The organism is Bradyrhizobium brasilense (genome assembly GCF_029714345.1).
GTDB lineage: Bacteria > Pseudomonadota > Alphaproteobacteria > Rhizobiales > Xanthobacteraceae > Bradyrhizobium > Bradyrhizobium australafricanum.
This window is the reverse complement of record NZ_CP121669.1, coordinates 1,462,630-1,477,305: the sequence shown is the minus strand read 5'-3', so window position 1 is coordinate 1,477,305 and position 14,676 is coordinate 1,462,630. Positions and strand designations below refer to the sequence as shown.

14 protein-coding genes are annotated in these 14,676 nt (G+C 65.1%); 9 read left to right on the top strand and 5 right to left on the bottom strand.

All coding sequences use genetic code 11. The annotated features are described in order from the left end of the window. Positions 1-12 precede the first annotated feature (12 nt). The 3 genes from QA635_RS06620 to QA635_RS06610 all read left to right on the top strand — a co-directional run bounded on the left by QA635_RS06620 (position 13) and on the right by QA635_RS06610 (position 2,600). The gene (locus QA635_RS06620; RefSeq protein ID WP_283068004.1) at positions 13-471 is read left to right on the top strand and encodes a hypothetical protein; all 459 of its coding nucleotides are present in this window, start codon (positions 13-15) and stop codon (positions 469-471) included. Positions 472-586: 115 nt separating this feature from the next. Further along, positions 587-1,132, top strand: a complete 546-nt coding sequence (locus QA635_RS06615) for a hypothetical protein (protein WP_283068002.1) — start codon at positions 587-589, stop codon at positions 1,130-1,132. 238 nt (positions 1,133-1,370) lie between these two features. Further along, the gene (locus QA635_RS06610; protein WP_283071486.1) at positions 1,371-2,600 is read left to right on the top strand and encodes a tetratricopeptide repeat protein; all 1,230 of its coding nucleotides are present in this window, start codon (positions 1,371-1,373) and stop codon (positions 2,598-2,600) included. A 345-nt stretch (positions 2,601-2,945) separates the two neighbouring features. Here the strand turns inward: QA635_RS06610 and QA635_RS06605 are convergent, their stop codons facing one another. The 3 genes from QA635_RS06605 to QA635_RS06595 all read right to left on the bottom strand — a co-directional run bounded on the left by QA635_RS06605 (position 2,946) and on the right by QA635_RS06595 (position 9,314). Further along, the gene (locus QA635_RS06605; RefSeq protein WP_283068000.1) at positions 2,946-4,412 is read right to left on the bottom strand and encodes a glycerol-3-phosphate dehydrogenase; all 1,467 of its coding nucleotides are present in this window, start codon (positions 4,410-4,412) and stop codon (positions 2,946-2,948) included. Positions 4,413-4,748: 336 nt separating this feature from the next. Continuing rightward, positions 4,749-6,272, bottom strand: a complete 1,524-nt coding sequence (locus QA635_RS06600; protein ID WP_283067998.1) for an ABC-F family ATP-binding cassette domain-containing protein — start codon at positions 6,270-6,272, stop codon at positions 4,749-4,751. Between the two features lie 354 nt (positions 6,273-6,626). Next, positions 6,627-9,314: a sensor domain-containing protein gene (locus QA635_RS06595; protein WP_283067996.1), complete on the bottom strand. Its 2,688-nt coding sequence runs from the start codon at positions 9,312-9,314 to the stop codon at positions 6,627-6,629. A gap of 274 nt (positions 9,315-9,588) precedes the next feature. Between QA635_RS06595 and QA635_RS06590 the strand changes: the two genes are divergently transcribed. Continuing rightward, complete coding sequence (locus QA635_RS06590) at positions 9,589-10,692, top strand: NAD(P)/FAD-dependent oxidoreductase (protein WP_283067994.1); 1,104 nt, start codon at positions 9,589-9,591, stop codon at positions 10,690-10,692. A gap of 96 nt (positions 10,693-10,788) precedes the next feature. On the opposite strand, the gene QA635_RS06585 is transcribed toward QA635_RS06590, so the two are convergent. Next, on the bottom strand, positions 10,789-10,974 hold the full coding sequence (locus QA635_RS06585) for a YdcH family protein (RefSeq protein ID WP_016847370.1): 186 nt from the start codon (positions 10,972-10,974) through the stop codon (positions 10,789-10,791). A gap of 240 nt (positions 10,975-11,214) precedes the next feature. On the opposite strand from QA635_RS06585, the gene QA635_RS06580 reads away from it, so the two are divergent. From QA635_RS06580 to QA635_RS06570, 3 genes are all read left to right on the top strand, one after another. After that, positions 11,215-11,421 (top strand): YdcH family protein, encoded by a 207-nt coding sequence (locus QA635_RS06580; protein WP_016847372.1) that lies wholly within the window; start codon positions 11,215-11,217, stop codon positions 11,419-11,421. A 196-nt stretch (positions 11,422-11,617) separates the two neighbouring features. Further along, on the top strand, positions 11,618-11,827 hold the full coding sequence (locus QA635_RS06575) for a hypothetical protein (protein WP_028336001.1): 210 nt from the start codon (positions 11,618-11,620) through the stop codon (positions 11,825-11,827). A gap of 118 nt (positions 11,828-11,945) precedes the next feature. Beyond that, positions 11,946-12,197, top strand: a complete 252-nt coding sequence (locus tag QA635_RS06570) for a hypothetical protein (protein WP_283067990.1) — start codon at positions 11,946-11,948, stop codon at positions 12,195-12,197. On the opposite strand, the gene QA635_RS06565 is transcribed toward QA635_RS06570, so the two are convergent. Continuing rightward, positions 12,192-12,917 (bottom strand): GGDEF domain-containing protein, encoded by a 726-nt coding sequence (locus QA635_RS06565; protein ID WP_283067988.1) that lies wholly within the window; start codon positions 12,915-12,917, stop codon positions 12,192-12,194. The two genes, QA635_RS06570 and QA635_RS06565, sit on opposite strands and share 6 nt — an antisense overlap. 145 nt (positions 12,918-13,062) lie before the next feature. Between QA635_RS06565 and purE the strand changes: the two genes are divergently transcribed. After that, a complete protein-coding gene (gene purE / locus QA635_RS06560) occupies positions 13,063-13,551 on the top strand; it encodes a 5-(carboxyamino)imidazole ribonucleotide mutase (protein ID WP_028335999.1) in 489 nt (162 codons plus the stop codon). Next, positions 13,548-14,654 carry a 5-(carboxyamino)imidazole ribonucleotide synthase gene (locus QA635_RS06555; protein WP_283067985.1) on the top strand — a complete coding sequence of 369 codons (1,107 nt, stop codon included), beginning with the start codon at positions 13,548-13,550 and terminating at the stop codon, positions 14,652-14,654. Before purE ends, QA635_RS06555 begins: the two co-directional genes overlap by 4 nt. The last annotated feature ends 22 nt before the right edge of the window (positions 14,655-14,676 follow it).

Genomic DNA, 14,676 nt, shown 5'->3' with positions numbered 1-14,676 from the left:
GGCGAAGCAGCAATGATTTCGAGCCGCAATGCTTTAAGGTTGCAGACGACACTCTACGTCGTGACGCTCCTTTTATTTGCCGCGTCGCTGTTTCTGCCCGTGGTCGTGACTGTTGAAGCCAACCACGGCTCACCCCACACAACGGATCAATGGATCGGTTGGTGGTTTCTGTTCTTTGGTCCCCTCGGCGTCTCGAAGGGGCAGCTCGGCTGGTTCGCCAATCCGTTGATGCTGCTTTCCGCCATGCCGATGCCGCCTCATCTCAAATTGATTTTTGCGGGTCTTGCCGTGGCGCTTGCCGTCTCAAGCCTAGCAATAACTTCGATGCATGTCGTAGATGCTGAGTTGGTCGTAACGAGCGCCAGGTCGGGATTCTATCTTTGGCTTGCTTGCCCATTTCTTCTGTTATTCGGGGCACTTGTCGGACCAGACGGCGAGATCATTGGTACTGGAAGGGGGCAAGCCGTTTGATCCCAGCCCCCTGTTCCCCGCATGTCAGCAAGTGAGCCGACCCAGGCCAGGCGGTCTGGCGTGGTCGGCTTGTGGGCCCATTGCGGACATTGCAGATAGTTGGCATCGTCGCGAGATGATCGATAACTGGCTCGCCGATATTCGTGCATGGGCTGTCTGTATGATTGCTTGTTGCGCTGCTTGCACTAGCGCAGCGGCCTGTACGTTGCCGGGTACACCAGCCTCATCAAGAGGCATCCTCTTCGAGCATGTCCCGGCCGACATCGACGCACCAGTTGTCATCGAAGCGACCATCTATGACGCGACGGATAATGTCAGCTTCGCATATGACAGAATTTTCGTACCTGCCACACTATTGAAAGCACGAGTGGATCGAGTGATCAAAGGATCAATCGATACCAAGTACATCAAGATATTCGTATACATGGATAGCTGCGCCCACGTTGGCGTCGGGCGAGGAATCGTTCTCGGAACACTGCGAGACGATCCTCAGCGCGGGATCGTCTTGGAAGCAATCCAGAAGGCCAACATGCGCGACTGGTCCAAGGAATTTATCGCAGAACAGGTAGCAATTCATGATGCTACAAAGTGCTTCAAAAACGAGCTCGGTGCCCCTAAGTGCCGCCTACCTGGCATAGGTCCGGAATCAACGCAGCCTTGATATCAGAAGCGGGTCCGTTTCTGGCCCAACTCGGACCTCCGGCAATTTCCGCTCTTGCGATGCTGTTGAGAGCTAAGCAGACGTAAGCCCCGAAAGGGCTCGTTGCCCTTATGAGTGCATGCCCTAGACTTCACAGCCAAATCCGGGAGGGCAACCGATGATTCACGACCGCTACGGCCTGCCGCTGACGACGAGCTCGGACCGCGCCGCCGCTTATTATGTCGACGGCGTCGATCGCATGCTGGCGGCGCTGCATGGCGCCGATGCGGCGTTCGAGGCGGCGATCGCCGAGGACCCCGATTTCGCAATGGCCCATATCGGCGGTGCCCGCGTGCACCAGCTCAACATGGAAGGCGCCAAGGCCCGCGCCAAGGCGGCCGATGCACGGCAGCTGGCCGCGGCCGCAAGCCCGCGCGAGCGCCAGCACATCGAGATCATCGCCTCAGTCATCGAGGGCCAGGGCAAGAAGGCGATGGCAGCAGCCGAACAGCACCTTGCCGAATATCCGCGCGATGCGCAGATCCTCTCGCTGTTGCTCGGCGCCTTCGGCCTCTATGCGTTCTCCGGCCGGCCCGACCATGACTCGGCGCGGCTTTCGATCTGCGAGCGCTACATCAGCGACTATGGCGACGACTGGTGGTTCCTCACCTATCTCGGCTGGTCGAAGACCGAGGCCGGCGACCTCGTCTCGGGCCGCGCCATCACCGAGCGCGGCTATGCGCTGAAGCCGGAGAATGCCGGGGCGGCGCACGCGGTGGCGCACGCGCTGTTCGAGCAGGGCAATGGGGCGGAAGGCCGCAGCTTCCTCTCCGCCTGGCTGCCGGCGAATGACCGGACGAGTTTCCTGCAGGGCCATCTCGCCTGGCACCTCGCCTTGATTGCGATCGAGGAAGGCGACGCCGACAGCGCGCTCGACATTTACGAGCAGCACATCAAGCCGGCGGGCCGCCCCTATCCGCCGCTCAATATCTTCACCGACACGGCCTCGCTGCTGTGGCGGCTGACGGTCGCCGGCAAGACCGGTCTCGAGCAGCAGTGGAAGGATGTCGCCGCCTATGGCGACGGCTACTTTCCGAAGGCCGGCGCGCATTTCGCCGACGTGCACCACGCGCTGGTCGCAGCCACGACCAACAACGACGCGCTCGAGGCGCGGCTGGTCGAGATGGCGGCGCGCGATGCCGACGGCAAACTGGCGCCGGGCCCCGCGGCGATCGGGCTCGGCCGCGGGATCGCGGCCTTCGCTGCCGGCGATCACGACGACGCCGTGCGCATCCTTGCGCCGCTGATGCCCGAACTGGTGCGGATCGGCGGCAGCCATGCGCAACGTGAATTGTGGGAGGACACCTTCATCGTCGCGTGCCTGCGCGCCGGCCAGGGCCGGCAGGCAACGAGCCTGATCTCGGAGCGGCTGCATCGCCGTCCGTCCCGGCGCGACCTCGCCTGGTCACAGGAGGCGGCGCGGCAATAGCCGCTGCTCGAGCCACTCTCCTTCCCCCTGAAAGCAGGGCAATCGCATATGGAATGAACCGATTCTTCCGCGCCGTCATGGCCGGGCTTGTCCCGGCCATCCACGTCTTTTCTTCGCGTGGAAACGAAGACGTGGATGCCCGGGACAAGCCCGGGCATGACGAGTTTGTGGGAACTCCGATCGCCTCAAACGGCCATATGCGATTGCCCTACCCCTGAAAGGGGAAGGTCGGGATGGGGGTCGGCCACAAGCGACACTGGTTGCCATGGAGGCAGTATCCCCACCCGCTTTGCTCTGGCGAGCAAAGCGACCTCCCCTTTGCAAGGGGAGATTTGAGAGCTGCGCTTAGTCCATCTTCGTCATGAACGCCGCAAGCGCGTCGCGATCGGCTTGCCGCATGGTCAGCCCGAGCTTGGAGCGGCGCCACAGGATATCGTCGGCAAAGCGCGCCCATTCCTTGCGCATGAGGTAGCGCACCTCGGCGCCGGTCAGTTCGGGACCGAAGGCCGGGCCGAGATCGGCCTTCTCTTTGGCGTCGCCCAGAACATCCCTGACGTTCAGCCCATAGGCGGCCACCAGCCGTCGCGCCTGCGCCTCGCCGAGGAAGCGCCAGCGGTCGCGGGCGATGTCGACCTCGGTCTCGAAGCGCTGCCACGCGAACTCGCCGCCCGGCAGCGGCGCCGTTGCGGTCCAGCGCGGCGTCATCGGATAAAACCGCGTGAACTCCGACACTGCCCGCTCGGCGCGGCGCCGCGCGGTGGTGACGTCGCCGCCGAAGGTCGTGAGCAGCGGCGCCTTGCCGCGCCTGATATCGAGCAGCGCTGCGCCATCGCTCATGTGCCGGCGCGCGGGCACGAGCACGGAATTGGCACCGGAGACGGTCCGCAGCACATCGACTGGAGCGATCTGTTCGCGAAAGTAGCGATTGGCGGCGTCGCAGAGATAGGCCTCCTCGCGCACACCCATTGCGACAACCGCCGGATCACCCTTGAAGGGATGACTGACGCTGCCGATCAGGGTGAAGTCGCGCTCGTAGGGACTGGCGAAGATCAACCGGCCGTCAGGGTTCTGAAACACATAGACGTTGTCGCAGTCGAACAGGCGGCGCACCACGATCTGGCTGATCTGCACGGTCGCAAGCTGCGGCGCGGGCACCCGCAGCACGATGTCGGCGACCGAGGCGGTCCACGCGCCGGTCGCGCTGACCAGCGCCCGCGCCGTGATCGCCCGCCGGTAGCCGCGGTCGATCGCGACCAGCCGCCAGGTCTCGCCGCGCTCGGCCCGGGTCACGCGCGCGCCGGTGCGGATATCGGCGCCGCGCGCTGCGGCATCGACGGCGGTGAGCGCGACGAGCCGGGAATCGTCGACGACGCAGTCGGAATATTCGAACGCGGTTCCGAACGGCCGCTTCAGCGCATTGCCGACCGGATGATGGGTGACATCGAGCGTCGCCGAGCGCGGCAGACCGCTGCGCGACGTCAGCCGTTCGTAGAGCAGCAGCAACGACCGCAACTGCCACGGCGGCCGCTCCTCGGCATGCGCCGGGATCACGAAGCGCACCGGCCGCACCAGATGCGGCGCAATGCGCAGCAACACGTCGCGTTCCCTCAGTGCCCGGCGGACGCGGAAGAACTCCCGCCGTTCCAGCCCGGCCAGATCGCCATGGACCAGCCGCGGCGAAGCCTGCGATGCGCCGGAACCGAGATCGCCCTGTTCCAGCAGGATCACGCGCAGGCCGCGGCCGGCGGCATCACGGGCAATGCTCGTGCCGTTCAGGCCACCGCCGATGATCGCGACGTCGTAGTCCGCCATGCGCAACGCCTATCGCATTTCAATGCGAACAAAAGACGGGTTCGCACGAAAAATGCGTCAAGGCGCGGCGCTGAACTACATGATGTCCGGGTGAATCACGGCACACTCACCTTCCCGCTTGCGGGGGCGAGCGTACGCCTGCACGATTTCGGAATATTGGAATAATGCCCCTGAGTTGCCCGACGTGTCAAGTAGCCTGCCCGAACGCCGGCCGCCGCCGGCTACTTTGCATGGGGTTGTTTTCGATATTTTGGCAACGCTCCTCCTGCGACGGCCCCGCAAGCGGGAGAGGCACACCATCTTCGCGACGGCTATCCAACCTGACTCCATCACGCGCTAGTCCGCGCCGGCCGCGGCAAAGAACTGTTCCGGTCCATCGACCTCGATCAGCTTCCTGCCTTCGATCACCCAGAACCGGTTGGCCACCGTGCGCACGAACTGGCGGTCGTGCGACACCAGGAGGCAACTGGCCTGCTGTTCCATCAACTCGTCTTCCAGCGCCTCCTGACCCTCGATGTCGAGGTGGTTGGTCGGCTCGTCGAGCAGATAGAAGTTCGGCTGGGTGAGCCGCAGCACCAGCATGCCGAGACGGGCCTTCTGCCCGCCCGACAGCCGCCCGATCGGACGGCCCTGCATCTCGATCGAGAGCCCGGCGCCGGCGAGCAGGCCGCGCGCCCGCTGATCGCCGACCTCGAAGCGCCGCGTCAGCATGCGCATCGGCGTGTCGCCATCGGCAAGATCGGCCAGTGCCTGGTCGCAATAGCCAAGCACCAATGACTCGGTGGCCCGGATCTCGGCCGGTGCCGCTGCGGCATTCTCGATCGCCAGCCGCAGCGCCGCGACGAAGCGGGTCTTGCCGGCGCCATTCGGCCCGAGCAGCGCAATCCGGTCGCCCTTGCAGATGAACTGCTGGCCGGTCCTGAACAACAGCCTGCCATCGGGCGTGGCGATCCCGGCGTTGTCCAGCCTGATCAGGACCTTGGCATGGGTGTCGCGGTTGGCGAGCCGGATCGTTCCAGCCGAGCGTTCCAGATGCGCGGGCTTCGCCGTCTCCTCCAGTCTCTCGGCGCGCTGCTTCAATTGCCTGGTCTTCGACAGCAGAAGGTCGCTGCCGGAATTGATGCCGAGATTGTTGAGCTTCGCGGCCTGCTGCCGGAGCTGCCGCACGGCCTTCATGTCGCGCCGATAGCGCCGCTCGTCCGAGGCATCGAATTCGTCGAGCGCCGCGCGCGCCGCGGTATAGGGCAGCGAGAACAGCTGCGACCGCTCCGGGCGCAGGAACAGTGTCCGGTTGGTCGTCGCATCGAGAAAGGCGCGATCGTGGCTTGCGATCACCACCGGCATCTCGCGCGGCAGCGCGTTCAGCCAGCCCTCGAGCCGGCCGATCTTGGCGAGGTCGAGATGGTTGGTCGGCTCGTCGAGCAGCAGCACGTCGGGCTCGGTCACCAGCACGCGGGCGAGCACCGCAAGCCGCAGCCAGCCGCCGCTCAGCTGCTTCAGCGGCCTGCTCCATAGGTCCTCCGGCACCTCGAGCGATTGCAGGGCGACGTCGACCCGCCAGCCCTCGCTGGCGCGCTGCTCGCCGGGAAGCAAGTCGAGCACGGCGGCATGGAACGGCGTATCCAGCAGTTTCGGCGGCACATCCTGCTCGACATGGCCGACGGTCAGTCCGCGCGCACGGGTGATATCGCCTTCGTTAGGCTCCATCACATCTGCGATACAGCGCAGCAGCGTGGACTTGCCGCGGCCATTGGCGGCCACCAGCCCGATGCGGTCGCCGGCATTGACGACGAAATTCAGTTCGGAAAACAGCGGCGCGTTCAGCGTCACGCCGAGATTGCGGACATTGATGAGGGTCACGATCAATTCTCTGGTCTTGCCGGTGACCACACAACAACCGTAGGCGTCCAGCCATCATCGGATGTGCGTGTCGAAGCGCGGCGAGGGATTGATGTGCAGGCGCGAACGCTCAAACGTTCGACGCCGCACGGCCACGAAGGGCAGACCAGGAAGGATTTAGCGCGAGTTTCCGGTCAGCCCTGCAAACGCATCTGCAGGGCGTTGACGGGGCCACGCTTGAGGTGGGGATCGGTGTATCTCGCCACGACGCGGCCCTCCTTTCTCGGCTGAAATGATGTGGTGGGTCGAGATGTAGCCGGACGTGCAACGGATGGCAAGCACAGCCGGCCGGGCCGGCCCGCCCATTCGGGGCAATTACCCGGCTCTGCGCACGGTTTCGGCAAGCTGGTCGCCACCGACCAGCGCGGCGAATTGACCGATCGGGGCCGGCCTGCCGATCAGATAGCCCTGCACTGCATCGCAGCCTTCTTCGGCGAGGAAGTCGAGCTGCGCCTCGGTCTCGACGCCTTCGGCGACGATCGACATTTCAAGGCCGTGGCCGAGATCGATCACCGCGCGCACGATCGCGGCCGATTGCGGGTTGCGGCCGAGATTGATGACGAAGGCGCGGTCGATTTTGATCTTGTCGAACGGAAATGCCTGCAGGTAGCTCAGCGAGGAATAGCCGCTGCCGAAATCGTCCATCGAGATGCGGACACCGAGCGCCTTCAGGCGCCGCAGCAGCGACAGGCCGCGGTCGAAATCCTCGATCAGCACGCCCTCGGTGATTTCGAGCTCGAGCCGGTCCGGCGTGAGCCCGGTCTCGAGCAGGATCGAATGCACGAGGCCGACGAGGTCGCCATGGGTGAATTGCGCCGGCGACAGGTTCACCGCGACCTGCAGCGGGATCGCCCAGGAGGCCGCCTCCCGGCAGGCTTCGCGCAGGATCCATTCGCCCATCTCGACGATCAGGCCGCTTTCTTCCGCGAGCGGAATGAAGTCGCCGGGCGGCACGAAGCCGCGCACCGGATGGTGCCAGCGCGCCAGCGCCTCGAAGCCGATGATCTGGCTGGCCGCCACGCTGCCGCCCGCGGCGGCCTGCGGCTGGTAGTAGAGCGACAATTCGCCATTCTTGATCGCGACCGACAGCTCCTGGTGCAGCACGCGGCGATCGCGGATCTGCTGGTCCATCTCCGGCTCGAAGATCGAGATCGTGCCGCGCGACTTCGCCTTGGCGCGAAACAGCGCCGCGCCGGAATTGGCCAGCAGCGAGGCCGCGTCGGATCCGTTGTCCGGGAACACCGCGATCCCTGTGGTGAGGCCGGTTCGCACCGACTTGCCGTCGATCAGAAAATCCTGCCCGAGCGCCTCGGCGGCCTGCTCGGCCAGCGCGATGCCGGCCACCGGCTGCTTGCCGTCGATGATGAGGCCGAATTCGTCGCCGGACAGCCGCGCCACCACGCCACCGCGTGCCACGGCCTGCAAACGCTGCGCGACCTCGATCAGCACCTTGTCGCCCATCGCGTGGCCGTAGACGTCGTTGATCTCCTTCAGCCCGTCGAGATCGACGCAGAGCACGGCGAACTCCTCGTCGGTGCCGTCGCAGGCCTCGATCATCTGGGTCAGCGCCTGCAGGAAGGCGGCGCGGTTCGGCAGATCGGTCAGGCCGTCATGATAGGCCATGTGCGCCATGCGCGACTCGGTCTGGCGCCGGTCGGTGACGTCCTCATGAGTCTTGATCAGATATTGTGGCTCGCCGACATCGTCGAGCACCGTCATGCGGCGGGTCAGGAACAGCCGCAGGCCGTCCTTGGTCGAGATCGGATGCTCCTCGGCGATCATGCTGCGCTTCCTGATCGCGGCCTCGTCGCGGGCGATGATCAGCTTGGCTTCACGCGCATTGAAGATGTCGGACGCGGTCAGGCCGGCGGCGTCCTCGCGGCGGCGATTGAGGATCGTCTCGGCGCTGCGGTTGGCCAGGAGGTAACGGCCGTCGCTGACCCGCTGCACGATCAGCGAGACCGGGATGTTGTCGACCACGAGCTCGAGGAATTTCTTGTTGTTCTCGAGCTCGCGCGACAGCGAGCGGCGATCGGTGACGTCCTCGAACAGCGCGATCAGGAATTCCGGCTCGCCGGCCTCGTTGCGGGCGATCACGCGGTTGGAGGCGAGGATCCGCTTGTCCGAACCGCGTTCGACGAAGAATTCGCTGCGATGATAGCCTTCCGCCGCGTTCAGCGCCGCGCGGTCGGCGGTGTCGATGCTGGCGGCGGTCTCGGGGCGGAAGATCTCGTCGGCGCGCTTGCCCACGATGTGATCGCGCGAGAAGCGCGAGAAGCGCTCGAATGCGCGGTTGGCGAAGATGTAGCGGCCGTCCTCGATGTTCTTGGCCGCGACGCAGACGGGAACATTGTCGAGCACCGATTCCAGGAATTGCGTGGTCGAGGCGAGCTTGCGCGATAGCTTGCGCTGGTCGGTGCAATCGAGATGGGTCGCGACCGAGCCGCCGTTCGGCAGTGGAAAATACTTTACCAGCACCGACCTGCCGCCGGGCAGCTCGGTAACCAGTCCCTCGGGCGCCGCGGCCCTGGCGAAGAAATCCTCGGCGCTGACGTCGAGCACGCCGCGGTCGCGGCGCAGTTCCAGCAGTTCGACGCCGGTCATGTTGCGCCTGATGTCGGCGCGTGACAGGCCGTAGATGTCGAGATAGCGGTCGTTGCAGAACACGATGCGCTCCTGCGCATCGGTCATCACCACGCCCTGGTTCAAATGGTTGAGGGCCGACGAGACGAAGGCGTTGCGCCGCAATTGCGCGCGCTTGGCCTTGCGCAGCGCCGAGAGAATCCACAGCCCGACTGCGCCGAAAAAGGACGCGACCACCACGCTGCCGATCAGGAGCTCCCAGACCAGGCCGGGATCGAGGCTGCCCAAATAGCTCGACGGCGCGAACGCACCGGTGCCGGCCCGGGCTGCAGCGCACGGCGCGACGGCGGCGATCAGGCAGAGCACGGCCCTTGCCGGAATCGAATTCTTCCCGCCCGCCTGCACCTTCCTGCTAGCCATCGATCACCCGCGGATTTCCGGGGCGAGTGTCCGGCTCCGGCGGTTTGGATCGGGTAAACGCGTACTGATGCAACCGGAAAATGCTGACTTAATTTATGGCAATTGCCCTGACATGATTAATGCTCCACTAACAGGGCATGGCTTCCCAACTTTTTGAGATGGCCCAAGCACTTGCCTAATAAGCACTTGCCCAAAGCGGCCGGATCGGCTGAACGATGTTGGCGGCAGCGGTCATGGCGTGACCGGGCGGAAATTTGCGGACCTGAAGGACGAGATGGACAGGGTTGATTGCGTGATCGTCGGTGCGGGGGTGATCGGCCTCGCCGTGGCGCGGCGGCTGGCACAGGCCGGCCGCGAAGTGATTGTGCTCGAGGAGGCCGAGGGGATCGGCACGGTGACCTCGTCGCGAAACAGCGAGGTGATCCACGCCGGCATCTACTACCGCGCCGGCAGCCTGATGGCGCGGATGTGCGTCAGCGGCAAGCGGGCGCTCTACCGCTACTGCGCCGAGCACGGCGTCCCGCACAAGAATTGCGGCAAGCTGATCGTGGCCACCACGCCTGCGGAGACCGAGAAGCTGCAGTCGATCCGCGCGCATGCGAAGGCCAATGGCGTCGACGACATGCAGCTGTTGTCGGGCGAGGCGGCGCGCGCCCTGGAGCCGGCGCTGAATTGCGACGCAGCGCTGCTGTCGCCCTCGACCGGGATCATCGACAGCCATGCCTACATGCTGGCGCTGCGCGGTGACGCCGAGGAGGCCGGGGCGGCGTTCGCCTTCCATACGCCGCTGCTCCACGCCATGGCCACCGCCGACGGGTTCGAGATCGAGGCCGGCGGCGCGGCGCCCATGACGCTGGCCTGCGATCTCCTGGTCAATGCCGCCGGACTCGGCGCGACGGCGGTCGCGCGCAACGTCGAGGGCATGCCGATCGAATTGATTCCAACGGCCTATTTGGCCAAGGGCAATTATTTCAGCTGCAGCGCCAGGGCGCCATTCTCGCGGCTGATCTACCCGGTGCCGGAACCCGGCGGGCTCGGCGTGCACCTGACGCTCGACATGGCCGGACAGGCGAGGTTCGGGCCCGACGTCCAATGGATCGATCACATCGATTACGCCGTCGACCCCGATCGGGCCGAGCGGTTCTATCCGGCGATCCGGAAATATTGGCCGGCCCTGCCGGACGGCGCGCTGATGCCGAGCTATTCGGGAATCCGCCCCAAGATCGTGCCGCCGGCGGTGGCGACGCAGGACTTCCTGATCCAGGGGCCAGCCGATCACGGCGTCGCGGGCCTGATCAACCTGTTCGGGATCGAATCGCCCGGACTGACGTCGTCGCTCGCGGTCGCCGACCATGTCGGCGAGTTGGCGGAACTCTGAGCAAATACAGTATGGCCGTCCGGGGGATGCGCGCGCACTTGGGCGTTCATCCCTCGGTGAAAGGCCAGGCTATTTGCTAATTTGCAGGGGGGCGGTCTAGTGGACCGTGTCGTCGGCGGACAGTCTCAACCGCTCGATTTGATCCTTGACCATCAACTTGCGGCGCTTGAGCTCGCAAATATGCAGGTCGTCTACAGAGGGGTGAACGAGCGCTTCGTGCAGTTCGTTCTCGAGTATTTTGTGTTTACGCTCCAGCTCAATGAGATGGGCCTGTATTGCCATTGCGAACACTCCTCGGTGCGTTAAACCTCAGGTTCGATCCGGACCGCCGAGTGTACACGAGTGGACGGCGCTGTCGATGGGGGACGCGAAATGCCGCACGCACTCATTTCGGTTTATCTGTAACCAATCGTGACTATGGAACCGGTCCGGCTTGCGCAGCGCGCGTTCAAGGAGGATATTCCGGCGAGCGGCGACTTCCGCCGTAACAACCTTATCGTGCTTATCAGTTAATACACAACCATGAACGATCAGGATGAGCGCGAACTAATCGCCGAGCTCGCGCGGCTGCAACAAGAGCACCGCGACCTCGATGCCGCGATCGACGCGCTGCACCAGTCGCCGGCGCCGGATCTCTTGATGCTGCAACGCTTGAAGAAGCGGAAGCTGCAACTGCGCGATCGCATCGCCTTCATCGAAGACCAGATCACGCCCGACATCATTGCCTGACGCGCGCCGCGGCGCGGGCCTTCGCGGTTCGGCGCTTTCGGTTCAGGCCGGGCGGCGGTTTTCCCCGTCATCCACAGCGCCTCACCGGCTTCACGTTCGCGGCAACGGACGCAAGGCGGTTTCCCGGCGCTTGACTCCACATGAACAAAAAGAGAACATGCCAGCCCAGCCGCCAGCCATCAGAGGGAGTTTCGCCATGTCCGCACCGCCTTCCCTGCCCGACAACAGCCGCTACGAGAAGGCCTGCGATCAGGCGATCGCGATGTGCGACGGCAACCTGCGCAGCACCATCAAGGCGCTGATCATGGCCAACGAATATCTGGAAGCCGAGCTTGAGGAATTGCAGGCCGCGATCACCGCCGGCTGCGTGCCGGCGCAGACCCGGGCGGCGAGCGACGCCGCCTAGAGCCTCCGTTTCGATTGAAACGAAACGGAGGCTCTGGATTTTTGTTTTGGCGCGTTTTCTTCACGCGAACCGGTACCCACTTCGCTCGAAAACGCTCTAACCCTTCGGGAGCACAGCGATGGCCGATGTGACCTACTACGTGGCACTGCCCTTCATGCAGGACGACGACGGCACGCCGGTCGCCGGCAATGCCGAGGAATGCCAGAGCTCGGCGGTCGCGCTGCGCCGCGCGGAGACCATGTCGCGGATGCCCGGCAGCATCGGCGCCGTCGCGTTCAGCCGCACCGGCGATCCCGCGATCGGCGAATTCGGCGATGCCAAGCTGTTGCGGGCCTACGGCAATGTGCCGGAGGATCTCAGCACGCTATAATTCTCGGGATTCGTGGCGCCGCTGCGCCTTGCGCACATACATCGCACGGTCGGCCTCATCGAGCACGCGATCGATATCCGAATGTGCGGTGAGGATCGCAACGCCCGCGGAGGCGCCTGCGGTGACCTGGCTGTTACGAAACATGAAGGTCAACCGATCGATCGCCTCTTCCAGCGCAGCCGCCTTGGCGCGGGCATCGATCTCGCTGAGATTCCACAGCAGCACGGCGAACTCGTCACCGCCGAGACGGCCGATCACATCGGAAGCGCGCACCTGATCCGATATCGCGGCAACGATCGCCTTCAGCACCTCGTCGCCCGCCGCGTGGCCGAAGGCATCGTTGATCGGCTTGAGGCGATCGACGTCGAGCACGATCAGCGCACCGGAGGCCTGATAGCGCTTGATGAAGGAGAGCGAACGGGCGAGCTCGCGCTCGAATCCGCGCCGGTTCAGGATGTCGAGCAGGAAGTCGGTCTCGGCGGAGGCCTGCAACTCCTCGATCCGGGCCTGCGCCCGCGCCAGTTGCGCCCGCAAGCTGCGGATGGTCGATTTGTCGCCGGATGCGACCGCGCCTCGCGTGGAAGCTCCGGTTCCAGCCCGTTTGGTGCCAGCCCGCTTGGCTGCAGTCTTGCCCGGCCTGGATTTGCGCGCGGCGGGCGCGCCTTTCCGTCGTTTCGCGGCCCCGGAGGCGGCCGACGTCGTCTTCTTCTTCATGCGCATCCTTGTTGAGGCCTGCTTATGAAGGCTTGCCGGGATTCACCAAGACAGGATAGTCCATTCTAACTCCCTTGCCACGCCTTGGATGACGCCCGGGCCGTCCCTATAATCGGCCTATGCTTTTGGATTCCTGCACAGAATTGAAGAGATGACCGCTCCGATCGCCATCATCATGGGAAGTCAGTCCGACTGGGAAACCATGCGCCATGCCGCCGAGACGCTGGCTGCGCTCGGTGTGGCCTGCGAAACGCGCATCGTTTCGGCCCACCGCACCCCGGATCGGCTCTATGCCTTTGCCAAGGGCGCCAAGGCAGCCGGCCACAAAGTGATCATTGCCGGCGCCGGCGGCGCCGCCCATTTGCCGGGCATGACGGCCGCGCTGACCGAGCTTCCGGTGTTCGGGGTTCCCGTCGAGTCGAAGGCGCTGTCGGGCGTCGATTCGCTCTATTCGATCGTGCAGATGCCGGCCGGCGTCCCGGTCGGGACGCTGGCGATCGGCAAGGCCGGCGCGATCAATGCCGCATTGCTCGCGGCGAGCGTGCTCGCACTCAACGATCCGGCTCTGTCGGCCCGCCTTGCGGCCTGGCGCAAGCAGCAGACCGACGCGGTCAACGAGCATCCGGAGGGCGCGGCGTGACGGCTTCGAACGCAGTGAAGCTGAAGCCGGGCGACACCATTGGAATCCTCGGCGGCGGGCAATTGGGCCGGATGCTGGCGATGGCCGCGGCGCGCCTCGGGCTCCGCTGCCAGGTGTTTTCGCCGGATCCGGACTCCCCGGCGTTCGACGTGGTGCAGAACGCGACCTGCGCGGAATATGCCGACGTCGAGGCGCTCGAACTGTTCGCCAACGACGTCGACGTCGTCACCTATGAATTCGAGAATGTCCCGGCCGCGACCGCGATGGTGCTCGCCGCGCGGCGCCCGGTGCTGCCGGCCTACAAGATCCTGGAGACCACGCAGGACCGGCTGATCGAGAAGGATTTCATCAGCAAGCTCGGCATCGGCACCGCCGACTACGCCGACGTGTCCTCGGTCGACACGCTGCGCACGGCAATCGAACGCATCGGCCTGCCCGCGGTGATCAAGACCCGCCGCTTCGGCTATGACGGCAAGGGCCAGGCCATCATCCGCGACGGCGACGATCTCGAGCAGGTCTGGGAGGACCTCGGCACCAAGTCGGCCATCCTCGAGGCCTTCGTGCCGTTCGAGCGCGAGATCTCGGTGATCGCGGCCCGCTCCGCGTCCGGCGAAGTCGAATGCTTCGACGTCACCGAGAACGAGCATCGCGACCACATCCTGAAAATTTCCCGCGCGCCGGCCGCAATCCCCGATGAGCTTGCCGCGCAGGCACGCGCGATCGCCGAAAAGATCGCCGCGGCGCTCGACTATGTCGGCGTGCTCGCGGTGGAGATGTTCGCGGTGCCCGGCAACGGCAGCAAGGCGACGGTGCTGGTCAACGAGATCGCGCCGCGCGTGCACAATTCCGGTCACTGGACGCTCGACGGCGCCTCGATCTCACAGTTCGAGCAGCACATCCGCGCGATCGCCGGCTGGCCGCTGGGCAAGCCGGTGCGTCACGGCGAGGTCGTCATGACGAACCTGATCGGCGACGACATCCTGAGCTACGAGCAGTGGCTCACCGTTCCCGGCGCCACGGTGCATCTGTACGGCAAGGGCACGCCGCGCCCCGGCCGCAAGATGGGACACGTCACCGAAGTGACGCCGGCCCGCAAGCGATAATTCCACACGCGGCCCATAGCCG

Excerpts from the sequence above, each read along its gene's own strand:
- QA635_RS06595 (WP_283067996.1), bottom strand. The coding sequence starts at position 9,314 with ATGGCTAGCAGGAAGGTGCAGGCGGGCGGGAAGAATTCGATTCCGGCA.
- QA635_RS06565 (WP_283067988.1), bottom strand. The coding sequence starts at position 12,917 with ATGCGCATGAAGAAGAAGACGACGTCGGCCGCCTCCGGGGCCGCGAAA.
- purE (WP_028335999.1), top strand. The coding sequence starts at position 13,063 with ATGACCGCTCCGATCGCCATCATCATGGGAAGTCAGTCCGACTGGGAA.
- QA635_RS06610 (WP_283071486.1), top strand. The coding sequence starts at position 1,371 with ATGCTGGCGGCGCTGCATGGCGCCGATGCGGCGTTCGAGGCGGCGATC.
- QA635_RS06585 (WP_016847370.1), bottom strand. The coding sequence starts at position 10,974 with ATGGCAATACAGGCCCATCTCATTGAGCTGGAGCGTAAACACAAAATA.
- QA635_RS06605 (WP_283068000.1), bottom strand. The coding sequence starts at position 4,412 with ATGGCGGACTACGACGTCGCGATCATCGGCGGTGGCCTGAACGGCACG.
- QA635_RS06590 (WP_283067994.1), top strand. The coding sequence starts at position 9,589 with ATGGACAGGGTTGATTGCGTGATCGTCGGTGCGGGGGTGATCGGCCTC.
- QA635_RS06620 (WP_283068004.1), top strand. The coding sequence starts at position 13 with ATGATTTCGAGCCGCAATGCTTTAAGGTTGCAGACGACACTCTACGTC.
- QA635_RS06615 (WP_283068002.1), top strand. The coding sequence starts at position 587 with ATGATCGATAACTGGCTCGCCGATATTCGTGCATGGGCTGTCTGTATG.
- QA635_RS06580 (WP_016847372.1), top strand. The coding sequence starts at position 11,215 with ATGAACGATCAGGATGAGCGCGAACTAATCGCCGAGCTCGCGCGGCTG.
- QA635_RS06575 (WP_028336001.1), top strand. The coding sequence starts at position 11,618 with ATGTCCGCACCGCCTTCCCTGCCCGACAACAGCCGCTACGAGAAGGCC.
- QA635_RS06570 (WP_283067990.1), top strand. The coding sequence starts at position 11,946 with ATGGCCGATGTGACCTACTACGTGGCACTGCCCTTCATGCAGGACGAC.